Source organism: Neobacillus sp. FW104-15D2, assembly GCF_058790155.1.
The window spans coordinates 181,174-203,777 of the sequence record NZ_JBYTCJ010000004.1 but is presented as its reverse complement, the minus strand read 5'-3'; the positions used below and the strand labels follow the sequence as shown (position 1 = coordinate 203,777).

At 41.3% G+C, this 22,604-nt stretch carries 29 protein-coding genes, 1 tRNA gene and 1 pseudogene; 3 read left to right on the top strand and 28 right to left on the bottom strand.

Annotation, left to right across the window (positions count from 1 at the left end):
- Window positions 1–18: 18 nt before the first annotated feature.
- The 12 genes from AC3WR0_RS05565 to AC3WR0_RS05510 all read right to left on the bottom strand — a co-directional run bounded on the left by AC3WR0_RS05565 (window position 19) and on the right by AC3WR0_RS05510 (window position 6,952).
- Complete coding sequence (locus tag AC3WR0_RS05565; RefSeq protein WP_492551368.1) at window positions 19–1,041, bottom strand: sugar-binding transcriptional regulator; 1,023 nt, start codon at window positions 1,039–1,041, stop codon at window positions 19–21.
- Window positions 1,042–1,182: 141 nt separating this feature from the next.
- A complete protein-coding gene (locus AC3WR0_RS05560) occupies window positions 1,183–1,422 on the bottom strand; it encodes a glutaredoxin family protein (RefSeq protein WP_492551367.1) in 240 nt (79 codons plus the stop codon).
- 342 nt (window positions 1,423–1,764) lie between these two features.
- Window positions 1,765–3,093, bottom strand: coding sequence for an RNA polymerase factor sigma-54 (rpoN, locus tag AC3WR0_RS05555; RefSeq protein ID WP_492551366.1), 1,329 nt, complete (start codon window positions 3,091–3,093; stop codon window positions 1,765–1,767).
- A 134-nt stretch (window positions 3,094–3,227) separates the two neighbouring features.
- Complete coding sequence (locus AC3WR0_RS05550; RefSeq protein WP_492551380.1) at window positions 3,228–3,422, bottom strand: TM2 domain-containing protein; 195 nt, start codon at window positions 3,420–3,422, stop codon at window positions 3,228–3,230.
- A 268-nt stretch (window positions 3,423–3,690) separates the two neighbouring features.
- On the bottom strand, window positions 3,691–4,020 hold the full coding sequence (locus AC3WR0_RS05545) for a LexA family protein (protein WP_492551365.1): 330 nt from the start codon (window positions 4,018–4,020) through the stop codon (window positions 3,691–3,693).
- Window positions 4,021–4,116: 96 nt separating this feature from the next.
- On the bottom strand, window positions 4,117–4,725 hold the full coding sequence (locus tag AC3WR0_RS05540; protein ID WP_492551364.1) for a hypothetical protein: 609 nt from the start codon (window positions 4,723–4,725) through the stop codon (window positions 4,117–4,119).
- Window positions 4,726–4,739: 14 nt separating this feature from the next.
- Entirely contained in the window at window positions 4,740–5,309 is a 570-nt protein-coding gene (locus AC3WR0_RS05535) for a hypothetical protein (RefSeq protein ID WP_492551363.1), read from the bottom strand.
- On the bottom strand, window positions 5,306–5,737 hold the full coding sequence (locus AC3WR0_RS05530) for a DUF6941 family protein (RefSeq protein WP_492551362.1): 432 nt from the start codon (window positions 5,735–5,737) through the stop codon (window positions 5,306–5,308). The genes AC3WR0_RS05535 and AC3WR0_RS05530 overlap by 4 nt, the downstream gene beginning before the upstream one ends.
- A gap of 233 nt (window positions 5,738–5,970) precedes the next feature.
- Window positions 5,971–6,489, bottom strand: a complete 519-nt coding sequence (locus tag AC3WR0_RS05525) for a hypothetical protein (protein ID WP_492551381.1) — start codon at window positions 6,487–6,489, stop codon at window positions 5,971–5,973.
- Window positions 6,408–6,665, bottom strand: coding sequence for an N-acetylmuramoyl-L-alanine amidase (locus AC3WR0_RS05520; protein WP_492551361.1), 258 nt, complete (start codon window positions 6,663–6,665; stop codon window positions 6,408–6,410). The genes AC3WR0_RS05525 and AC3WR0_RS05520 overlap by 82 nt, the downstream gene beginning before the upstream one ends.
- On the bottom strand, window positions 6,632–6,814 hold the full coding sequence (locus tag AC3WR0_RS05515; protein ID WP_492551360.1) for a hypothetical protein: 183 nt from the start codon (window positions 6,812–6,814) through the stop codon (window positions 6,632–6,634). Before AC3WR0_RS05515 ends, AC3WR0_RS05520 begins: the two co-directional genes overlap by 34 nt.
- A gap of 3 nt (window positions 6,815–6,817) precedes the next feature.
- Window positions 6,818–6,952 carry a phage holin family protein gene (locus AC3WR0_RS05510; RefSeq protein ID WP_492551359.1) on the bottom strand — a complete coding sequence of 45 codons (135 nt, stop codon included), beginning with the start codon at window positions 6,950–6,952 and terminating at the stop codon, window positions 6,818–6,820.
- 190 nt (window positions 6,953–7,142) lie between these two features.
- Here AC3WR0_RS05510 and AC3WR0_RS05505 point away from each other — a divergent pair, with 190 nt between their 5' ends.
- Together AC3WR0_RS05505 and AC3WR0_RS05500 are read left to right on the top strand one after the other, a co-directional pair.
- On the top strand, window positions 7,143–7,247 hold the full coding sequence (locus AC3WR0_RS05505) for a helix-turn-helix domain-containing protein (RefSeq protein ID WP_492551379.1): 105 nt from the start codon (window positions 7,143–7,145) through the stop codon (window positions 7,245–7,247).
- A 37-nt stretch (window positions 7,248–7,284) separates the two neighbouring features.
- Window positions 7,285–7,404: pseudogene (locus AC3WR0_RS05500) on the top strand (site-specific integrase); the annotation flags it as partial.
- A gap of 122 nt (window positions 7,405–7,526) precedes the next feature.
- On the opposite strand, the gene AC3WR0_RS05495 reads toward AC3WR0_RS05500, so the two are convergent.
- Window positions 7,527–7,598: transfer RNA gene (locus AC3WR0_RS05495), tRNA-Arg, on the bottom strand.
- 257 nt (window positions 7,599–7,855) lie between these two features.
- On the opposite strand from AC3WR0_RS05495, the gene clpP reads away from it, so the two are divergent.
- Window positions 7,856–8,485, top strand: a complete 630-nt coding sequence (clpP, locus tag AC3WR0_RS05490) for an ATP-dependent Clp endopeptidase proteolytic subunit ClpP (RefSeq protein ID WP_492551378.1) — start codon at window positions 7,856–7,858, stop codon at window positions 8,483–8,485.
- A gap of 484 nt (window positions 8,486–8,969) precedes the next feature.
- On the opposite strand, the gene AC3WR0_RS05485 is transcribed toward clpP, so the two are convergent.
- From AC3WR0_RS05485 to AC3WR0_RS05415, 15 genes are all read right to left on the bottom strand, one after another.
- Window positions 8,970–9,227, bottom strand: coding sequence for an HPr family phosphocarrier protein (locus AC3WR0_RS05485; RefSeq protein WP_492551358.1), 258 nt, complete (start codon window positions 9,225–9,227; stop codon window positions 8,970–8,972).
- Window positions 9,228–9,291: 64 nt separating this feature from the next.
- Complete coding sequence (gene whiA / locus AC3WR0_RS05480) at window positions 9,292–10,242, bottom strand: DNA-binding protein WhiA (RefSeq protein ID WP_492551357.1); 951 nt, start codon at window positions 10,240–10,242, stop codon at window positions 9,292–9,294.
- A gap of 48 nt (window positions 10,243–10,290) precedes the next feature.
- Complete coding sequence (locus AC3WR0_RS05475; RefSeq protein WP_492551356.1) at window positions 10,291–11,274, bottom strand: gluconeogenesis factor YvcK family protein; 984 nt, start codon at window positions 11,272–11,274, stop codon at window positions 10,291–10,293.
- On the bottom strand, window positions 11,267–12,163 hold the full coding sequence (gene rapZ, locus AC3WR0_RS05470) for an RNase adapter RapZ (protein WP_492551355.1): 897 nt from the start codon (window positions 12,161–12,163) through the stop codon (window positions 11,267–11,269). The genes AC3WR0_RS05475 and rapZ overlap by 8 nt, the downstream gene beginning before the upstream one ends.
- A gap of 27 nt (window positions 12,164–12,190) precedes the next feature.
- Entirely contained in the window at window positions 12,191–12,649 is a 459-nt protein-coding gene (locus AC3WR0_RS05465) for an 8-oxo-dGTP diphosphatase (protein ID WP_027320690.1), read from the bottom strand.
- 295 nt (window positions 12,650–12,944) lie between these two features.
- On the bottom strand, window positions 12,945–13,892 hold the full coding sequence (gene trxB, locus AC3WR0_RS05460; protein ID WP_492551354.1) for a thioredoxin-disulfide reductase: 948 nt from the start codon (window positions 13,890–13,892) through the stop codon (window positions 12,945–12,947).
- A 92-nt stretch (window positions 13,893–13,984) separates the two neighbouring features.
- Complete coding sequence (locus AC3WR0_RS05455; RefSeq protein WP_492551353.1) at window positions 13,985–15,487, bottom strand: tetratricopeptide repeat protein; 1,503 nt, start codon at window positions 15,485–15,487, stop codon at window positions 13,985–13,987.
- Window positions 15,488–16,103: 616 nt separating this feature from the next.
- Window positions 16,104–16,724 carry a bifunctional phosphoribosyl-AMP cyclohydrolase/phosphoribosyl-ATP diphosphatase HisIE gene (gene hisIE / locus AC3WR0_RS05450; protein WP_492551352.1) on the bottom strand — a complete coding sequence of 207 codons (621 nt, stop codon included), beginning with the start codon at window positions 16,722–16,724 and terminating at the stop codon, window positions 16,104–16,106.
- A complete protein-coding gene (gene hisF / locus AC3WR0_RS05445) occupies window positions 16,721–17,479 on the bottom strand; it encodes an imidazole glycerol phosphate synthase subunit HisF (protein ID WP_492551351.1) in 759 nt (252 codons plus the stop codon). The genes hisIE and hisF overlap by 4 nt, the downstream gene beginning before the upstream one ends.
- 31 nt (window positions 17,480–17,510) lie before the next feature.
- A complete protein-coding gene (hisA, locus tag AC3WR0_RS05440; RefSeq protein WP_492551350.1) occupies window positions 17,511–18,242 on the bottom strand; it encodes a 1-(5-phosphoribosyl)-5-[(5-phosphoribosylamino)methylideneamino]imidazole-4-carboxamide isomerase in 732 nt (243 codons plus the stop codon).
- Window positions 18,239–18,874: an imidazole glycerol phosphate synthase subunit HisH gene (hisH, locus tag AC3WR0_RS05435; protein WP_492551349.1), complete on the bottom strand. Its 636-nt coding sequence runs from the start codon at window positions 18,872–18,874 to the stop codon at window positions 18,239–18,241. The genes hisA and hisH overlap by 4 nt, the downstream gene beginning before the upstream one ends.
- Window positions 18,875–19,462, bottom strand: a complete 588-nt coding sequence (gene hisB / locus AC3WR0_RS05430; protein WP_492551348.1) for an imidazoleglycerol-phosphate dehydratase HisB — start codon at window positions 19,460–19,462, stop codon at window positions 18,875–18,877. It abuts the gene before it with no gap.
- A gap of 19 nt (window positions 19,463–19,481) precedes the next feature.
- Window positions 19,482–20,747, bottom strand: coding sequence for a histidinol dehydrogenase (gene hisD, locus AC3WR0_RS05425; RefSeq protein WP_492551347.1), 1,266 nt, complete (start codon window positions 20,745–20,747; stop codon window positions 19,482–19,484).
- Complete coding sequence (gene hisG, locus AC3WR0_RS05420; RefSeq protein ID WP_492551346.1) at window positions 20,744–21,388, bottom strand: ATP phosphoribosyltransferase; 645 nt, start codon at window positions 21,386–21,388, stop codon at window positions 20,744–20,746. The genes hisD and hisG overlap by 4 nt, the downstream gene beginning before the upstream one ends.
- On the bottom strand, window positions 21,381–22,568 hold the full coding sequence (locus AC3WR0_RS05415; RefSeq protein WP_492551345.1) for an ATP phosphoribosyltransferase regulatory subunit: 1,188 nt from the start codon (window positions 22,566–22,568) through the stop codon (window positions 21,381–21,383). The genes hisG and AC3WR0_RS05415 overlap by 8 nt, the downstream gene beginning before the upstream one ends.
- Window positions 22,569–22,604 lie beyond the last annotated feature (36 nt).

Below are 22,604 nucleotides of genomic sequence, written 5' to 3'. Positions count from 1 at the left end.
TTTTTATATAAAAAGGATTTAACCTTTTAATAACTGTCTTGCTGCTCCTTCATCCGTTATCAAAATGGTTGAAGAAGGTGCCTGCTTCATGTAAGCCTGAATTGCCTTGGACTTTGATTTGCCCCCTGCAACAGCGATGACATTTGGTATGCGGCTTAAATCATCTAACTGCAGGCCTATAGTTAGGACTTTATGAACAATATCGCCTTTTTCATTAAAATAATAACCAAAGGCTTCTCCAACAGCTTTTCCCGATTTAACCCTATCCAAATCCTCTGCATTGGTTTTTCTGCGTTCAGCCATTGGAATAGCTTCTCCAATACCATGCAAAACAATGCTAGCAGATTTGATCAGGCCTAGAACCTCATGGACGATGGGTTCTTTGATAAAAGATTCATAAATATCCCTGCTAACCTGGTCGGGCACATAAAATACACGATGTTTGGCATTCGCATTAGCCGCCATAATTGAGCAAATGGTATTCGCCTGATTTTGCACATCTTCACCAATACCTCCACGTGCAGGAACAAAAAGAATATCCTTCTTACCGAAATCAGGGGTAAGCATTTCTGCAACTGACGCCATGGTGGAGCCGCCTGTAACAGCAATGATATTCTTCTCATCAAGAAGAAGCTTCATGCAATTCACACTGGCCTTGCCAAGTTCGGACTTAACAAGCGGAGAATCGTCACTGTCACCCGGGACGATAACTACATTGCGGATCCCAAGCGTGAGTATCAATTCTTTTTCCAGTACATCTATACCCTTTAGTTCACGCATTAAGCTTTCAAGGCTTTCCAATAAATTTTTCCCTTCAGAGGTTAAACTCATTCCAATATTATTAGCTGAAATTAAGTTTTGATCTTTTAAAAAATCAACCTCACTCCGAAGAATTCTCTCGGAAATACCAAGACCGGCAGCCAGACTTCTTCTTCCAACCGGCTGCATGAAACCAATGTTGTGAAGAATGTTGTACCTTTTTTGCATGACTTGAAGGAGATCGGGTAATAATTTTCTTTGGATATCGAAAATAGAATCCATTGTGCTAGCTCCTTTGTTATGTAGATGGACCACAAACGTCCCGCATAGACAAATTATGTCCCACCAGCTGTAAAAAAAATCACCCCGGTCACATTTTTCATTGTAACCGAAGTGAAAACCTATTTCAACCAATAAGTTTGCCTATTTTTTCTGCAACCGTTTACTTATGTCAAACTCGTTAACGTGCCCATATCCTAGCTCTTCCCCGTCAAGGGAAAAGACAGGAATCATCAAACCATACTTCTCCGTTAATTCGTCACTTGTTTCAATATCGATTTCATTTATTGAAAAAGAGTACTCCTTTTGCAGCCCGATTAATTCTTCCTTTGCATGCTCGCAAAGATGGCATCCCTTGCGTGTATAAAAATCAATTACTGGCACTATAGTATCCCCCTTCTTACTGTCCAGCTACAGCATCCAGCGAGTTTTCATCATGGACAACTTCTTTGATTATCTTGCATCAAGTATGAACGTAGGTGATACTTGGTGCAACTAGTGTCCATCCCACTCCTCCCTACGATAGGTCAACATTGAATCGTGTTTCCTTTATCTCAGTCGAAGCGGAGGCCTGCAGGACAAGGAACGCTCCGACAGCTTTGACATCGCACGAAGAAAAAGCTTAGCTTTTTCGAGGAAGCAGGTCTGAAAGGCGTTGCCACAGGACGTGGCGTTTTTAGCCTTTCATCGTATCCTTACGTCGCTAAACAGATGCCTCCGCTTTTCCTAATATCTTTTTCTTTTAGATGAGGATGGTATGCCCAACTGGTCGCGGTATTTCGCAACGGTTCTTCTCGATACCACCGTTCCCTCGGCATTTTTTAGATGTTCGGCAATATCCTGGTCAGATAAAGGCTTTTGCTTATCCTCTTTCTCTATTAAAAGTGAGATTGCTTTCTTAACAGCAGCAGAAGAAATACTTTCCTCATCAATTGTCTGGATTGTACTGGTAAAAAATGATTTTAGTTCAAACGTTCCTGAAGGAGTTTGAACATACTTTTCTCTGACAGCCCGGCTCACTGTAGATTCGTGGATGCTGAGTTCCTCCGCTATTTCCTTCATGGTCATCGGTTTTAAGTACTGCGGCCCCTTCTGAAAAAAGAGCGGCTGCTTTTCAGCTATTTTCATAACGACCCTTATCAAGGTTTCCCTTCTTTGCTCGATACTTTTCAAAATCCACTGATAATCCTGAAATTTATCCTGCAAAAAGCGTCTAACCTGCTGGTCTTTTATATCGGAAAACTGTTTATAATAGGACTCATTAAAGCTGATTTTAGGAAGCGGATCATCATGAGTCCGGACAATAATTTCTCCCTCTGCAACCTCTATAACAGCATCTGGAATAACAAAGGATGTTTTTTCATAAAGGAACTCTCCGCCTGGCCTTGGATTCAGTGATTGAATATGATCAAATACATCCTGAACCTCTTTAAGAGTTATATCAAGTTCCTTTGCTATAACCTTCCACTTTTTTTCCGCCAGCTGAACGAAAAAATCTGACACGACCTGGTGCGCCAATTTATGTTCAGGGCAGTTCCTCTCCAATTGGAGCAGCAGGCATTTCTGAAGACAGTCAGCGGCAATACCAGCGGGTTCCAAGCCTTGCAAAACGGAAAGACTTCTTTCAACCATTTCCCGTTCCGCCTGAAGAGCAGCAGCCGCCTCATCTATACTTCCGGAGAAGTAACCGTTTACATCGAGATTATGAATTAGATAACGTATTATTTTAAGCTGTTCATTAGAATGCTTTTTTAAATTCAATTGGGAGATTAATTGTTCTTCAAGAGTTATAGAGTTGTCCGCGATATTTTCAATCCAATCATCGCCACCCTTAACAGACCGCTTATGCTTTTGGCGGCTTCGGTCCTTTAACGGATCCATTGGCTGGACATTCCCCGGCTCAATTTGAAGAAGAGGATTTTCAAGCGCTTTATTTTCCAGGAAAGCAGTCAGCTCTTGCGCTGTATATTGCAGCAGGGCAATGGCCTGGGTAAGTTCCTGGGTCATATTTAGCTTTAACGTCTGCTGCTGCCATAATCCAGCATTTAAATTCATCTCTCATTCCTCCTACTCCTTATTTTACATTATAGGGGATGATTGGTGTATGGTAAGAAATTGGTATTAAAAAAAATTATCATACTATAGAGTAGGAGTTTTACTTAAAAACTATTCTTCATCTAAGGTACTAATCATATCCCTTTATCATGTTTTCTCGCAAATTCATCCTCACTAGAGATTAAATATTTAATACCTTCAAATAGTCCAACTAAAGAAGGTACATAGGTCCAACATAAAAGTAAGTAAATTAACCCTTGTCCCCATTTACCTAAATAAAACTTATGTAAACCTAATCCCCCTAGTAACAAAGCAAGTATGCCAGCAATAGTTTTACTTTTAGTGTAAATAGCATGTAAGTCGGATCCGAATCCCGAACTTGCTGCAGAGCTTGAAGATGAACTGGAAGAACTTGAGCCTCCTCCACCCCCGCCAGCGTCATAAATACCATAGGTTGTTGATTTTTGCTTCCATCTTCTTATATGAAACCGATCTCAGAAGCGTGGGTTTTCAGAGGATAAAAGTGATAGGTGTTCTTGGTCACTTTTTTTCCATAGATAGTATGCCTGCTGGCCCGTGAAAAATAAAAGCCCTGAATTAAAATGCAGAGCTTTCTTTTTGTTCAAGTATATGTATGGTTCTTGGCGTTCTTTCCTCCCAATCTATTCGTCTCTGTTTCTGTAGCCGGTTTAGATAACGAAGAACAGTTGCCGTTGAGTTTATGCCCACCCATTTCGAAATTTCGTGTACAGTAGGTGAATTTTTATGTTTTAAATAGAATTTTTTAATAGCTTCTAAAATTTCATTATCCCGCTTTACCATTTTTTCTTTTTGGATTACTCCCTCTTCATCTAATCTATTCATATTAACCCGCCTATTCTGCTGATTTAATCCTACTTTACGAACGAGCGTTCTGGATGTAAACATAAAAATACCCCTCTCGTTTGAGCAGGGGTTTTTCCGTCATACATTGACCAATATTTTTGATACAGTTCTATTAAAAAAACCTTTTATTAAGGAAAACTATAATTCTTTCATATCAACTTTAATATCAATTGGCAAACCAATCCTATTAAAATTAAAAGTATAGGATTGTGCTAGATGTTCTCGATAAGGAGGGAGCAATCTTAATCTTTTTCCCCCACGCGAGTGCACTATTTTTTGAATCGAACCCACCGGAATATGATAAACACTTCGAAGCATAACAACATTGTATAGGAGATTTAATTCAGGGTTATTTTCACTTTCATATTTATTCAATAAGTGAAAATCTAAATAATTTCCTTGTCTTATTTCATTAACAACTTCCGCTCTTCGTTTATCTAATTCCACTCCTGGTTCCATTCCATTAAATCTTTTTGAAACTATATCATCTACAATAGTTTTCAATGGAACTAACGGACAAACTGATATCTCTTTTACTTTTGGTTTTTTGTTCTCTAAATCACAAGCTTGGGTCATAACTATTGCTAGAACTTCCGCACCATCATCGGTGGTGTAGAATGGATATGTTTCTGTCTCTTTAAGAACCACTATTGGACATTTTCGAATAATATCTCCTTGGGTTACAATGTTCCCTTTATTTAAAGTATCTTCAAAATCAACTTCCTTGTACCATTTATACTCATCCAACTTTTAGAGCCCCCTTATTTAAACTTAAAAGTTGTTTCAGGCTCAAAGTCGAATAAGCTATATCCCCGGATAACATTTTCTTCATCATAAAAAAGATCCAGTTCTTTTGTCTTATCAATATTAAATTCACCTGAAAATTTAAAAGTTGATTTAGGTTCAAATTCATAGGAAGATTCCTTGACCAGCTTATATTCATTATTGAACGATTCTATGGCAGATTTATCCTTCAATACAATAGCCTCCCTTGACGGATCCGTCCACAGCATAATTTCAGCAATTTCATTTGCCTCATTATAATCTATTCGAGAAGCACTTGAATGATGATAATTCTGTCTCGGGCTTTCAATAGAAGGGGTAAGGAGAATTTCTCTTCCATTTGATAACTTGATTAAACCTTCAAAATGAGTTTGCAAATTACTTATTGTTTGATCAACAATAGGAGATGCACTCGGAGCATTAATTAATCCATAACTTGCGACCAAAGTGGCTCCAGTAGTTGTTCCAGCTTTAAGAACTTTCACGGCTGTTTTAGCAAAAACATCAATTGAAGGATTAGGAAAATTTTTAACAGGAATTACTGTCATGCTAATTTCTCCTTTCCTTTCACCTGAATCGGATATTTACCTAAGCTTTCTCCATCAAATATTACTTCTGTATGATAAATACCCTCTTTTCTAAAAATAACATTTTGGAATCCAAAGTTTAACATCATACCTCTCATTTCAGGAGGTAATTCAAGTCCATTTGGATCATTATTTATAGGAATAGGTAAAATGCCAGTATCAACCAATGGAGCATCTTTAATTTCCGAGCTTGAAAATTTAATTTGTAATGTGTGCTCCCGTTCTAAATCCACATCTAGGATCCCAACAGAAACAGAAAACGACATTGTACCTGGAACAAAAACGGGTGTAAAAACAATCAATGGTGAAACGATATGAAGTCGTTGACCATTTGGAACAGGTTCATGTGCCGTCCCTTCCGAGTACATAAAAGTTGTAATCCGAGGCATTTAATTCTCCTCCATACTATTCTAAAATTAGATAAAATAGAAACACTTATTAAAAGTGTTTCCAAAAACAACATGCTTAAAACTTAACTTTTTCAGACATGTTCCTTTTCATAGCTTTACATAGCTTTACATAGCTTTATATAGCTTTATATAGCTTTATATAGGACAAGTATAAACCAATTCACATGAAAATTGTAAAGTTTTTGCATTTATTTTAATAATTTTTCCAATAATTATCCCGTTTTTTTATTTTCCAAAAAAAATGCCCCTATCCTACTACAGGCAAGGGGCTTAATTCGCTTCAAGAAATGTTTAACCGCAGCAGCTACTTCATAACGATCTACACCCGTAAGAGGAACCACTTTATCCCCTTTAATGCCTGATAGAGATCCACCCACTACATAAACCTCTTTAGCGACTTTCCCAGCTGGAAATGCTGCCCTTGTATAGATAGGAACCATTAAACTAGCTGCCAAAGGTTCAGCCAATCCGAAGTCTGCAAATCTATTAATAACAATTGCTTTTTCTAACATATCGTCTTCCTCCTTTTGTTGTGCTTCAGCATTAAATAGTCCTTCATACTCTGCTTTCACATTGGCCACATGCTGGGTCCATGAGACACCATGATAGGTTAAATAACCAATAGGGGCAACATTCAGTACCGCCCAAGTTATACCCAGGCGTGAGAAACCAATGTTCCACCATCCGTAACACCTAGATTCCGTTTCTTTAATAAATAAGCAGTTAACCAATCATACCGTTTATAGGATTCTTGAAACTTAGCATTGTCCTTTGTCTCACACAGTTCAATATGCACGAATCTAGGGTTTCCATTTCCAGCAGCCCACGCCTGATTATCGATACTGGCTAGCTGAGTTATTGAATCCCAATCAACTACATAGTGAGGGAATGCTTGCGATTCCTCCAATTAGCTTTAAAATAACTGGCTTCTCTTTCATCCGTGGCCTCAGGAGTGGCCGTGGAGTGATCCACAACACCTTCATAAGCAACAGCTCCCTTACGATAAGGCTTTTTTGGAAGACCTGGGATAATATCTTGCTTTATAGGATAATTCACTGACTACCCCTTCCCTTGTAATATTTGTACAGCATTTTTAATTTGTGCCGGGACGGGCAAGCCTGTCCTTCCGACATTTTCGAATATCGAAAGTAACTCATTACCTAAGTAAAAAAAGATAATCGCGTCCTGTATCATATGATCTTTGCCAACTCTACCTTTATGATCCTAGATTCGGGTTACCCTATACTTGGAATGAGGCTACCCTTTTTGTAATAGAAACATTTAAAGTCACAGAGCAATTTGCAGCAACATATGAAATACCAATTAACCCCATAGAACAAGAAGTAAAGGAAACTTATCATTCGGTTGGGATTTATCAGAGAGAATAGCAAGACTTCGAAAAGAAAAAGGGTTAAGTCAATATGATCTTGCTGAACGTTTTGGTTTCTCTAGAGGAAAAATTGCTAACTATGATAATCGGGTTGTCTAGAACCCTGTCTGTGGGCAAAAGAATGGTCTGGATTAGTTTGGGGCATAAAGACATTATTACAACTTTACAAACGTATTCTCACGTTTTAGATGAAATGGAGCAAAAAGAATCGCGCCATGTAGATGAAACAACAGCAGACATATACCGTGCAAAATAGATTCAAAATTATTTCTAAAACTATCGTTTTCTTTAGGATTCAGCCAAAAATAAAAACGACCGCAAACGCAGTCGTATCAGGGGTTTTATAAACATTATTCTTTTTGTATAGGATACTAAAAACGCCCTCGGCAGGAATCGAACCCACATCTCAAGAACCGGAATCTTACGTGCTATCCGTTGCACCACGAGGGCAAATATACAATTTATGAATGGGCGTCTGCCCAACTCACGCTTACATATTATATGACATGTTTCTTTTCTTTGCAAGTGCAGAATATGTTTAAAATGTGCAATGGTGGGTATGATGGTTAAGGTTATATTTGTTGGTAGTATAGTGTCGAACGATTCAGTCTTTACCAAGAGTTTAATTGTTTGACCTTTATTGACCATGAGTGTATGATAACAATACATAGTTTTTCCAACTAGTCTGCCAATAGGGCAGGTAAGGCATTTCCAGTTTAAAGGAGGAAGAAAAAATGAATTTAATCCCTACAGTTATTGAACAAACCAACAGGGGGGAAAGAGCTTATGATATTTATTCCCGCCTTTTAAAAGACCGTATTATTATGCTTGGAAGCGGCATTGATGACAATGTTTCCAACTCTATTGTTGCTCAGCTGCTATTCCTTGAAGCTGAAAACCCTGAAAAGGACATCACACTTTATATTAACAGCCCTGGCGGCAGCATCACTTCCGGTATGGCGATCTACGATACTATGCAGTACATTAAACCACATGTATCAACAGTTTGTATTGGTATGGCAGCATCCATGGGTGCATTCCTTCTTGCCGCTGGTGAAAAAGGAAAACGTTATTCCCTTCCAAACGCTGAAGTTATGATTCACCAGCCACTTGGCGGAGCACAAGGACAGGCAACAGAAATCGAGATTGCTGCTAAGCGTATCCTTTTCCTTCGTGAAAAATTAAACACCATTCTTTCTGAGCGCACTGGCCAGTCACTTGAAGTAATCGCCAAAGATACTGAACGCGATAACTTTATGACTGCTGACAGAGCTAAAGAATACGGTCTTGTTGACCATATCATAACACGCAATCCAAACGTAGAAGAAAAGAAATAAGAATAATGAGAGGTTATCCTGCGGGATGACCTCTTTTTTATTGAAAATAGCTGAGTTTCAATAATCCGTCTTTATAATGAAAAGGGTGGCTCATCCACAGGTTGCATCGTGCTTCATAAAAGAAATGAAGAACTTTTACAAGGCTATTTTCTAAGAGGTTGTTGCAATTTGAAGAAACTGTGAGCAAAAATAGGCGAGATCCTCGAAAATGCATTCGCATTTTCTTCGTGCGGTGACCAATCACCGATGCAATCTCAACGTCCTGCGGGAAAAGCAAGCCAGGCGAGACCCCGCAGGTCGTTAACGACCGAGGAGGCTCGCGGATTGCCCGCGGAAAGCGAGTCTATTTTTGCTTTAATAAATAACAAAGTTTAGGAAAAGTGCTTTTTGCAAAGAATGAAGAACTCCTACAAAATCCCCTGATACTTTTCTTAAAAATCTTTGTCAATGTAAAAGGTCCGACGGCCAGCCGGACCTTCTACTATTAATTTTCTTTTTCAACAAACTGTGACAGTGTTGAAATTGCTTCTTCTTCATCACTGCCGTCAGTAATGATGCTGATGACTGCACCGGAGCCAACTGCCAGGCTCATTAGTCCCATAATACTTTTTGCATTTACTTTTTTTCCTTCTCTTTCAAGAAATACATCAGATGAAAAACGGTTAGCTTCCTGGACAAACAATGCTGCCGGACGAGCCTGAAGACCCGTTTTCAATTTTACTTCCACTTCTTTTACCAACATAACATATTTCCTCCTCTTGGATTTTCTCTTTATAATTTTAAAAAGTCTGCGGGCATAAAACCTTTTATTTAAAATGAGCAGGTTGGCCAGCCCTCAGTTTTTCAGCAATCTCGTCGATCTTGCGCAGGCGGTGGTTGATTCCTGATTTGCTAATGTTTCCGCCACCAAGCATTTCACCAAGCTCTTTAAGGGTAATATCCTGATAATTGACCCTTAGCTCAGCGATTTCTCTTAACTTATCAGGCAAAGTATGAAGCCCTACCGTCTTGTCGATAAAACGTATATTTTCCACCTGTCTTAATGCTGCTCCAACTGTTTTATTCAGATTAGCTGTTTCACAGTTGACCAGGCGATTAACGGAATTGCGCATATCCCTGACGATCCGGACATCCTCAAAGCGCATCAAAGCATTATGGGCTCCGATGATGTTTAAGAAATCAGTAATTTTTTCAGCTTCTTTTAAGTACGTAATATATCCTTTTTTGCGTTCAAGAGTTTTACTGTTCAAGCCAAATGAGTTCATTAATTCACACAAGGACTCATTATGCTCCTGATAAAGCGAAAAAATCTCCAGATGATAAGACGAGGTTTCAGGGTTATTAACGGAACCTCCCGCAAGAAAAGCACCGCGCAAATAAGAACGCTTACAGCATTTCTTTTTAATCAATTCTGGGGAGATATCATGGACAAAGGCAAATCCCTCACCTAGAATCTTCAAATCTTCCAATATACCCCGGGCGTTCTCGTTTAAACGAACGATGTATACATTGTTCTTCTTTAAACGCATCTTTTTTCGAACTAGAAGCTCCACTCGAACTTCATAATTTCTTTTAATCAGCGTATAAATTCTTCGGGCAATCGCAGCATTTTCAGTTTGTATATCAACAACCAGCTTTCTGCTTGAAAAAGAAAGAGATCCATTCATCCGAATCAGCGCTGAAAGCTCTGATTCGCTGCAGCATTGTTTTAATTCCAGTCCGGTCAGTTCTTTTTTCGTTTCCGAAGCAAAAGACATGCCTTCACCCCCTTTTAGAGACAAACGTTTGCATTAACACATTTATACTTACGAGTTAAATCTCTTTTTAGTTTCATCCAAAAGCAATGAATATAAAATTTCAGCTACTTTTTTCGGATCATGTCTAAAAGCACTTTTTTCCTGAATGGCAATATCACCATGTACCACTTCCAGCCCAAGATTAATTAACTCAGGCACATCGTAGACAACAGGATTAGCCAGTTCTTCATTGTATCTTAACTGTATATCATGAGGGATTTCCTCGTTATGAACTAAAATTGTATCAATAAAATGGCACTCCATATGGTCATAAATTGCTTTTACATGGTCACTGGCTGTAAAATCATGAGTTTCTCCCGCCTGGGTCATGAGGTTGCAAATATATATTTTTTTAGCATTCGACTCGCATAACTCTTTACCGATCCTAGGAACCAATAGGTTCGGCAGAATGCTTGTATAAAGGCTCCCAGGGCCAAGAATGATAAGATCTGCCTGCTGGATTGCCTGCAGAGTCTCAGGCAGTGGCAGAATATCCTGTGGAGTTAAAAAGACCTTTTTTATTCTTTTTCCCGAAAAAGGAATTTTCGACTCACCTGAAACGACTGTTCCATCTTCCAGCTCGGCGTGCAGCACCACATTTTGATTGGCAGCTGGAAGCACCTTTCCCCGTACATTAAGTACTTTGCTCATTTCTTGAATGGCATGCACAAAGTTTCCTGTAATGGAAGTCATGGCTGCCAGAATCAGGTTTCCAAGAGAGTGGCCGGAAAGTTCATTTGCAGTTTTAAATCGATGCTGGAACATTTCCTCAATCAAAGGCTCCACATCGGAAAGAGCTGCAAGAACATTCCTTATATCACCAGGAGGCAGGATGTGCAGTTCATCCCGGAGCCTGCCTGAACTTCCTCCATCGTCAGCAACGGTTACAATCGCTGTTATATCAACAGGATACTTTTTCAAGCCCCTCAGTAAAACAGGAAGGCCGGTACCCCCGCCTATAATAACGATTCTTGGCTGTCCGCTGTCAGTCATTTTGTTTTTCCTTCCTCTTCTCAATATCCCTATGGGTTATTTGAGTGTGGTAATCCTTTTGAAAATAGTGCCCGAGGTATTCAGCCAGTGTAACAGAACGGTGCTGTCCGCCTGTACATCCAATCGCAATTACAAGCTGGGATTTACCTTCGCGTTTGTAGTGCGGCAGCATAAAGCTTAAAAGATCCGTTACTTTTTCAAGGAACTTCTGTGTCTCGCTCCATTTCAGCACATAACTTGAAACCTCTTCATCCATACCTGTTTTTGGTCTCATATGATCTATATAATGAGGATTCGGCAAGAAGCGCACATCGAAAACAAGGTCCGCATCTATGGGAATTCCGTGCTTAAATCCAAAAGACATCACATTTACTGTAAACACCGTTTTACTGTTTGTAGTAAATTGGTTAATAATTTTTTCACGCAGTTCTTTAGGTTTCATGGCTGAGGTATTATAGATAACCTGAGCCCTTCCCTTCATTTCTTCCAAAAGTTCCCGCTCCAGCTTGATTCCTTCAAGCGGAAGTCCAGATGGGGCAAGCGGATGAGACCGTCGCGTTTCCTTATACCTTCTCACTAATGCGGCATCATCAGCATCAAGGAACAAAATTTGCGGTGTGACCCATGAGGTCTCAGCCAAATCATCAAGAGCCTTGAACAGATGATCAAAAAACTCCCTGCCTCTTAAGTCCATGACGAGTGCGACTTTATTCATTTTGTTTCCTGATTCCTTCATTAATTCAAGGAATTTCGGCAGCAGGGTTGGCGGCAGATTATCAACGCAAAAGAATCCCAAATCTTCAAAGCTTTGAATAGCAACTGTCTTTCCTGCGCCGGACATACCCGTTATGATAACCATTTGCAAATCGTTGGCAGCTCCGGTACCCATTCCAATTCCCCCTATAAAAATTGTTTATTAACTAGGATCTAATCTATAGCTGATCAGTTCAAAATTCTTCGTATATGTAAACGTGCCATAAATTATGCCGTTTCCATGAATCATATAATCAAGGATGTGAAAGTCTCCGGCTGCCATGGGCAGGTTCTGCAGCTGCTCAGCAGGGTGCCATTCCAGCTTGCCTTCAGCTGATTCCTTCAGCATGACTCCATCAGAATCTGTAGCCATGAAAGTAAACATCATCCATTCCGATATGATCTGATCATTCTCCATCATGATAAAAGTGAAAATGCCTTTTAGCTGAGGTTTTTTTAAATATATGCCGGTTTCTTCCCGGTATTCCCTAATACAGGAATCCCGTACAGATTCACCCGGCTCCATTTTTCCTCCTGGCGCCACCCACCATCCACGGCGCGGTTTTTGAAGCAACAGTACTTGATTATCCTTCACTAAAACACAATTGGTGACTCGCTGCACCTTTCTTCACCTCAATGTCCCGACTATCGATTCTTTTCATTATACTATTTTTGGCAACCTGCCACAATGAACAGAAAAGGAATATTGAGCGAAAAGGGCAGGATACTTTTACCACTAATTTGGAATAAAAAAAGAACACAGGTTATGCACCTGTGTTTAAAAGGATTATATTTTTAAAAGGGGGTCAATTTCTATATTTATCATACCCTACCAATATTTCACTTCTGTTACAGAAGAGTTAAATGCCGTTTACGATTATGTGAATTTTTATCCTAAAAACGAAATAATTGGTTATTTACTGTCTTGCTTTCATTTCTTCCTTAAGCTCTTCTACGAAATGCTGAGCACTTTGAGCCGCGATACTGCCGTCACCTGTTGCTGTAACAATTTGACGAAGTGTCTTTTCACGAATATCTCCGGCTGCAAAAATTCCAGGAACCTTCGTTTCCATAATGGCATTGGTCTCAATATAACCATTTTCGTTAGTTATTCCAAGGCTTTCAAACGGTTTGGATAGTGGAATCATTCCAATATAAATGAAAATGCCGTCTGCCTTGAATTCAGTTTCCTCACCATTGTCTGTTGAAACTAATGTAACGCTCCCTACTTTACCCTCACCATTGATCTCCTTCACCGTATGATTCCAGATAAAATCAATTTTTTCATTGGCAAAAGCGCGATCTTGGAGAATTTTTTGCGCTCTTAGTTCATTCCTTCTGTGAACGATGGTTACCTTGCTGGCAAAACGGGTTAGGTATACACCTTCCTCAACTGCAGAGTCTCCTCCGCCTACAACAACGAGTTCTTTTCCTTTAAAGAAAGCACCGTCACAAACTGCACAATAAGAAACACCGCGGCCGCCCAGTTCTTTTTCGCCTGGTACACCGATTTTCTTATACTCTGCACCGGCAGAAATTATAACAGAGTAGGCTTTATATTGTTTAGAGCCTGCAACAACTGTTTTATAGTCGCCATTGTCGATGATTTCTTTAATATCGCCATAGGCATACTCAGCACCGAACTTTTTGGCATGCTCAAACATTTTAGTTGAAAGTTCAGGCCCAAGAATGCTTTCGTAACCAGGATAGTTTTCAACATCCTCCGTATTCGCCATTTGTCCGCCCGGTACACCACGCTCTATCATAAGCGTAGAAAGGTTCGCACGTGAAGTATATACAGCAGCAGTCATTCCGGCTGGGCCAGCTCCTGCTATGATCACATCATAAATTTTTTCCTCAGTCATTATTTTCACTCCTAAAATGGGACATACATAGCTTTATTTTTTCCAATTATCTTCATACTATAAAACAATGTTTTAGACGTCCATACATCTGCTCACTGCAGACAGGAGTTCACCAATTTAATATATTTTCCGATGGTGGAGGCTGAAATGCCATATTGCCCGGCAATCACCTTTTGTGATAATTTCACACCGCGCAGTTTTGACCATATAAAGTCCATAGCAGCGGCCCAAGCTGTTTTATTTTGTATTTCTGCCCCTGTCTTTAATGCTTCCGCAAACACTGAAAACCACATTAGGTACAAACCGGCTTCCATGGTACCGATTGGCTGGTGGAACTCATATAAAATCTTGGCAACCTCATCTGCATCAGCAGCAGGAGAGTAACGCTTCCGCTTACCTGTCTTAATCATCTGCAGATATTCCTGTTCAAGCAATGACAGTTTGTCATTCTGAGTTACACGTTTTGCGGAGAGCAGTGAATCCCTTTTCTCAGATACAGAAATAAGAAATAGAGCAAATAATCGTTCTTCCAGATAATCGCTGTCCAATTTCTGATAGATAGATTCTACATGATCTTCAAAGCCATTGATTGGCTCCCTAGTCTCATTCCATGGTTCAAGGCCTTCTTTTTCCGGGCTCACTTGAAGTACCAGCTCCCACATTGTCCGGGCCATTTTTTCATGACCTGTATGGTAAGCAGCATAGGACAACCAGTAATAATAAGGGCCATCACCGTTAAATCCACTTTTATAAAGCTTACGCAGCCAAACATAAGCGGACTCATATTCACCAACAAGTGCAAATGTTGCCCCAAGCTTAAATTGATGCTCTGTTAAAAGAGGAGTGACTTTTTTCAGGATCCCAATCAAATGGGAAACCTTTTCTGGCTGCTTCAAATAATGAGCAAAAACGAGAAGATTACACAGCGCGTGTAAATTCCCGGGATTGCGTGTAAGAACATCCATTAAAATGGATTCAGCTTTCTCAGCTTCACCGAGATAAAAATAGGCCAATGCCAGATTATTATAAGCTGACCAATATTCCGGATATTCCTCCACCACTGAATTCAGCAGTTCGATTGCCTTTGGAAAATAACCGGATTCCAGCAGGTCTCTTGCCTGTTCCTGTTTGGCGATCAAATCATCCTCTTCATAGAGTTCGTCATCCATATCATCCTCTTCGAGAGTAAGCAGCTCAATGAGGTCTTCAGTATCCTCCATAAAGTCACCCTCAGGCTCCAGCTCTAAATAGAGTTTGGCATGATTATAGGCATCTTTAAAAAAGCCCATATGGGCATAATTATTGGCTAAAAAATAATGGCACTCGGCCATTTCATCATCCAATTCTTCCAAGATAAGATGCAGCAGCTTATTTGATTGCTCATAATCTCCTAGCTCGGTCCAAACGATGGCCAGCTGGCACGCAATCATCGGCTCACCCGGTTCAAGCTGAAGAGCTCGCTGCAAATACTTTTTAGATTTTATAAAATCACGGCGGTGGAAGGCTTTAAGCCCCTTGGTAAAATAGTATTCCCCCGTCGGAATAAATGAAAGGATTTTCCCCTTTTGTTTTCTTGCTTTAGAGTCTTTACTCATGAAGTCCTCCATCAAACCATAATAACTAGAGTAGTATATCACAATAATGGCACGTACGAGAAGGATTTCAGAAACTTCACCAGCCTTCTGACCCAGGAAATAAATTATTTTCCCAATATCTTATTGGTAAAGAGACTAACCTGCTGGTAAACCAAGATACAATTACCAGAATAAAGTTTGAGAGTGGTACGCCGCTGAATTGAGCTTGGCGGAATTATATATAAAATCGGCGAAATAGAAGTTAAATTTGGCGGAATAAATTTTTAATTGGCGAAAAAGAGGTCCAACCTGGCGGAAACACAATCAAATTTTGCGGAATTAATTTTATTAAACGTCTAAGGTGTACTTTAATTTAAGGAAAGTGCGCCCCCCTCGAGAAACACGGGCTCAGAAAATATCACAGCTAGGTAACGGGCAGTTCGTCAAAACAATAGAGATTTTTATCTATGTTGATTGTAGCGGAAAGTGCGAGACTCCAGCGGGAAAAGCGGTTCAGGGGAGACCCCGCAGGAACGAAGTGACGAGGAGGCTCCCGAGCCGCCCGCGGAAAGCGAGCACTTAAAGCGAAAAGCTACAATTAGTTTTTAAACCCAAAAAAAGACAGCCAATTGGCTGCCTATTTTTTATGTCTTTCATTTAATACCTTAAGAACCTCATTGAATGGAAGCTTTTGCTCTACAAGAAGAACCATCAGGTGGTATATGAGATCGGCTGATTCCCATTTGAGCTCTTCAGGATCGCGGTTTTTGGCGGCGATAATAACCTCTGCGCTCTCTTCTCCAACCTTTTTCAGTATCTTGTCGACACCTTTTTCAAAAAGGTAGGTGGTATATGCTCCTTCTGGCCGCTGGGCTTCACGGTCCATGATTAGTTTTTCCAGCGTCTCCAGGATAGTGTAGCTGCCTGTGTCAGAATTAGTTTGACTACCGCTGCCGGTAAAACAGCTTGTCGTACCATTATGGCAGGCAGGTCCTTTAGGATTAACCAAAACAAGAAGTGCATCCTTATCACAATCATATTTCATTTCCACTACAGATTGTGTATTACCGCTTGTTTCACCCTTGTGCCACAGCTCCTGACGGGATCGGCTGTAAAACCAGGTTTCACCGCTTTCAATTGTTTTTTCCAGGGATTCACGGTTCATATAAGCAAGTGTTAGAACTTCTCTTGTAGCTGCGTCCTGAATGATGGCAGGTACGAGGCCTTTTTCATCGAATTTTATTTCTTCTGGGTTCATCTTACCGTCACTCCTTCTTCTCTTAGAAAATGTTTCACTTCTTCTACAGAGGTTTCTTTATAATGAAAAATGGATGCAGCAAGGGCGGCGTCCGCCTTGCCTTCTGTAAAGGCATCTCTAAAATGGGCTGCATTTCCCGCTCCGCCTGAGGCAATGACAGGAATGGAAACAGCTTCGCTTATCGCCCGTGTCAGACTTAAATCAAAGCCCTTTTTCTCACCATCACTGTCCATGCTCGTTAATAAAATTTCTCCGGCACCACGTTCTGCAGCTTCTATAGCCCAATCAATAGCCTTTTTATCAACAGGGGTCCGGCCTCCATGAGTAAATACTCGCCAGGTTCCCCATTCTTCGTCGTACTTTGCATCGATTGCGACAACAATACACTGGGCCCCGAAAAAGTTTGACCCTTCATTTATAAGTCCAGGATTCATAACAGCAGCGGTGTTAAGGGAAACTTTATCCGCTCCTGCTCTTAATATTCTTTTCATATCATCGAGCGAGTTAATTCCCCCACCGACTGTAAAAGGTATAGCCAATTCAGATGCAACAGCCTTAACAACCTCGACCATTGTTTTCCTGCCTTCTGAAGACGCCGAGATATCCAGAAAAACAAGTTCATCTGCCCCCTGCTCATCATAAAACCGGGCAAGCTCAACAGGATCGCCGGCATCGCGGAGCTGCACAAACTGAATGCCTTTCACAACCCTGCCTTCCTTAACATCAAGGCATGGGATAATTCTTTTTGTCAGCATAATAAGTTGCCTCCATATAAAGCGGTAACGCTTATTTTTTCATCTCAGCTAATGCTTCTGGCAGTGTAAATCGATTTTCATATAGGGCTTTTCCAACAATTGCTCCGCTGACACCCTTTGAAGCAGCTTCTCTTACTGTAATAAGATCTTCAAGAGAGCTAATTCCTCCCGAGGCAATGACACTTTTTCCTGTTACTTCTGCCATCTCCATGACTGCTTCTATATTTGGGCCCGAAAGAGTACCGTCAGTTGCGATATCCGTAAAAATAAATGTTTCCGCTCCCGCATCGGCAAATCTTTTTCCAAGCTCAACAGCTTTAACCTCAGAGGTATCGAGCCATCCATGCGTAGCTACATAGCCATTTTTCGCATCAATGCCAACTGCCATTTTTGAACCATATTTTTTAATCATCTCAAAGGCAAACTCAGGATTTGAAACAGCTACGCTTCCGATAATGACTCGCTCCACGCCATTTTCAAGATAATGGAGGATGTCGGTCTCGGTCCTGATCCCTCCGCCAATTTGAATTTTAGCATCTAACTCTTTGGCAGCCTGAATGACGAAACGGTCGTTTACTCTTTTACCGTCTTTTGCTCCATCAAGGTCCACCATATGTATCCACTCAGCGCCTTCTGCTGCAAAGCGGTTTGCCATGTCAAACGGGGAATCGCCATAAATGGTTTCCTTATCATAATCCCCCTGTAAAAGGCGGACGCAGTTCCCGCCCCTCATATCAATCGCGGGGTAAATAATAATGCTCATTGAACGGTCTTCCTTTCTTCAGTAAGCTCCAAGAAGTTTTTCAAAAGCTCCATTCCAAGCTTACTGCTTTTTTCAGGGTGAAATTGCATTCCGTATAAATTGTTCCGGCCCACAATGGCCGCAACATCCTCATTATAAGATGCTTTAGCCATTACTACTTCTGACTCAGCAGCATCCACATAATAGGAATGAACAAAATACACATAATCTTCCTGAACGTTTTTAAGTATTGATGATTCCTTTACAAACTCAAGCCGGTTCCAGCCCATATGGGGAACTTTATAGGGGGAATCATTTTTCGTGCCTGGAAAACGTCTTACCCTGCCTGGCAATAGAGCCAATCCCTTTGCCGGCCCATTCTCTTCACTTTCTTCAAAAAGAAGCTGCATGCCGAGGCAGATTCCAAGTAAAGGCTTGCCTGTTGCTGCAAACTCCCGGATCATATCCGACAGGCCATCCTCATTCAGCTTTTCCATTGCATCCCGGAAGGATCCAACCCCAGGCAGAAGCAGCGCATCTGCATCCATCAGCGAAGCCTTATCTCCTGATAGAAAGTAATTGGCTCCCAGCCTTTCGAGTGCTTTACTGACACTGAAAAGGTTACCCATGCCATAATCCACAATTCCGATCATTTATAACATTCCTTTCGTTGACGGAACTCCTTTAATGCGCGGGTCAACGGTTGTCGCCTCATCAAGCGCACGGGCTAATGCTTTAAAAACAGCCTCAATCATATGGTGTGTATTTTTTCCATAGTGCACGATAACGTGTAGATTCATCCTTGCTTCAAGGGCAAGCTTCCATAAAAACTCATGAACAAGTTCCGTATCAAAGGTGCCCACTTTTTGGCTAGGAAACTCGGCACGCATTTCCAGATGCGGACGGTTGCTCAAATCAACCACTACTTGAGCTAATGCTTCATCCATTGGAACAAATGAATTACCGTAACGTTTGATCCCTTTTTTATCGCCAAGCGCTTCTCTTAACGCCTGTCCCAAACAGATGCCGATATCTTCAGTCGTGTGGTGGTCATCAACCTCAGTATCTCCTTTGGCATCTACGGTTAAGTTAAATTGGCCATGCTTTGTAAATAAATCAAGCATATGGGTCATAAAAGGAACTCCAGTCTCAAGATTTGACTGTCCTTCCCCATCTATTGAAAGCTGAAGCTTAATTTGCGTTTCATTGGTGTTCCGCACGACACTCGCTGTTCTTTCCATTTCCATGTCCTCCCTCATACTATTTAAAACGTGATTCTACTGCCCGTGCATGGGCTTCAAGGCCCTCCATCCGTGCAAACTCGGCAATTTTAGGAGCATTATCCCTAAAGGCCTGCTCACTATATACAATGACACTTGATTTCTTTTGAAAGTCATCTACATTTAAAGGGCTTGAAAAACGGGCCGTTCCGTTTGTCGGCAGTACGTGATTCGGACCGGCAAAATAATCTCCGACTGGCTCTGAACTATATCTTCCAATAAAAATTGCTCCCGCATGGCGGATTTGCCCCAGAAGCTCCATTGGATTTTCCGTTATGATTTCTAAATGCTCAGGAGCAATAGCATTGATTGTTTCTACTGCTTCATCCATGCTTGATGCTACATAAATAGCACCGTAATCGCGAATGGATGCAGAAGCTATTTCCCTTCTAGGCAGTACTTCAAGCTGTCTTTCCACTTCAGCAGAAACCTCTTCAGCCAATTGGGCTGATGTTGTCACCAAGATACTGCAGGCTCTGGCATCGTGTTCAGCCTGGGATAAAAGGTCTGCCGCTACCTCATTGGCACGTGCCGTATCATCTGCGAGAATAGCAATCTCACTCGGTCCGGCAATCATATCAATATCAACATCCCCAAAAACCTCACGTTTTGCCAATGCGACAAAAATATTTCCCGGTCCTGTTATTTTATCCACTCTTGTAATTGATTCCGTGCCATATGCAAGGGCAGCTATCGCCTGTGCTCCGCCAACCTTAAAGATTTCCCCTACTCCTGCTTCCTTTGCTGCGACCAGTACAGCAGCAGGCAGCTTTCCATTTTCACCTGGAGGAGAAACCATCACGATTCTTTTCACCCCTGCCACCTGGGCTGGAATCACGTTCATTAAAACGGAAGATGGATAGGCAGCCGTTCCTCCGGGTACATAAACACCGGCAGAATCAAGAGCAGTAATTTTTTGGCCAAGGATGGTTCCGTTTTCCTCGGTCGTCATCCAGGAAGGGCGGAGCTGCTTTTCGTGAAAGGAGCGAATGTTTTCAGCAGCCTCCCGGACAATGGCAACAAAATTCTTGTCCATCTCACTGTAGGCTTCCTCAACTTCCTCACTGCTAACACAAAAAGAATCTATATCTGTACGGTCAAATTTCTTTGTATATTCTCTTAAGGCTTCATCGCCACGTGTGCGTACGTTTTCGATAATTTCCTTTACAGCCGCTTGCTGTTCGGCTGTTCCTGCATCGATTGATCTTTTTATAGACGCTATATCCTGAACTTGTAAAATTTTCACCTTACATTCCCCACCTTTGCAACTACCTTGCTTAACCGGTCCACGAGCTGAGTAATGGGTTCATCTTTAATTCGGTAGCTTACTGGATTTACAATCAGGCGGGAAGTTATATCGACAATTCTTTCATATTCGACCAGCCCGTTTTCAACAAGCGTTCTCCCTGTTGAAACAATATCCACAATCCTGTCTGCCAAACCAATGATAGGCGCAAGCTCAATGGAACCATTCAGTTTAATAATTTCAACCTGCTCCCCCTGCTCCCGGAAATACGCAGCCGCTACATTGGGGTATTTCGATGCAATTTTAGGAGCAACTTCATTCATTTTCGTGTTAGGTAATCCTGCAACAGCCAAATAACAGCCGCTTATTTTTAAATCAAGGAGTTCGTAAACATCGCGTTCCTCTTCAAGCATGACATCTTTTCCGGCTATTCCGAGATCGGCTACACCATGCTCTACATATGTAGGAACATCCATCGGTTTTGCCAGTATAAACCGCAGTTTTTCTTGTTCGACTTCTATAATCAATTTTCGGGATTCATCAAATTCCGGAGGAAGGGCATAACCTGCCTCGCGAAGCAGTTCAGCTGCTTCTTCAAAAATTCTGCCCTTCGGCATAGCAATCGTCAGCCAGTTACTCATTTGGCTGCTCCTTCCCCGCTTTTCCTAACAGGTAAGCGGCATCTTCAAATTTGCTTGAAAAAGTATCTACATTTTTTACGCCATTAATATCCTGCAGGGCTGCCCGAATTCCCTTCGCCCGCAGCTCCTGTGCCATTTTAAATGCTTCCTGCCTTCGTTCCTGGCTAAAGAAAATGCATATTACTGGTTCTTTGCTGCCGTTTCCACCGAGTGCTTCGAGCAAGCGGTCAAGCCTAACAGCAAATCCAGTGGCACTTGCAGGTCTTCCGAATTTTTCAAGCAGCCTGCCGTATCTGCCGCCATTTCCAATCGGAAAACCAACATCGCCAGCATATGCCTCAAAAAGCACACCGGTATAGTAGCTCATATGGCTGACGAGCGTCAGGTCAAATCTTACACGTCCCTGCTCGCCATAATCACTGATAATGTTCCATAATTCCTTAAGCTCCTGCAGCGCTTCCCTGCCTTCCTCATTCTCGATAATGTCAAAAGCTTTTTCAATGACATCTTCTCCGCCGCGTAAATCAAGAAAATCAAGCAAACGCTGCTTATCTATTGAAGATAGGGCAAGTGACCGAACATGCTCCCGGTATCCAACATAATTTTTTTCATATAAAAACTTTCTTAATGTATTAGCTCGATCTTCAGTTCCTAGGATCTGCAAAAATAAATCCTGAACAAAGCCGATATGGCCAATGGAAAGCTGGAAACTTTCGAGCCCTGTGCTTTTCAGCGAGTCAATCATCAGGGCAATCACTTCAGCATCACTTGAAACCGTTGGATCATTTAAAAATTCAACGCCAATCTGCTCAAACTCAGCAGGACGTCCACCCTCTCGCTGCTGAGCTCTGAATACATTAGCAGCATAGGCAATTCGGAGCGGCAGGTCTTCCTTTAACATTCTGGAAGCAGCCACCCTGGCAATCGGTGCTGTCATATCCGGTCTAAGGACAAGCGTATGTCCCTGCTGGTCCAGTAATTTAAAAAGCTGCTGATCCAGTATCGCGGATGCAGATCCAACGGTTTCGAAATATTCTAAGGTTGGTGTTTCTAAAAATTGATAGCCCCACAGCTTGATTCCCTCTTCCATCAGTGTGCGGATCTCGTGTTTTTTCTCATATAGCTCTGGCAGGGTATCCCTCATGCCAAGCGGCTTCTCAAACATAAACAGGCGGGTCATAGTTATCCATCCTTTTATCTTTAACTATAGGAAATT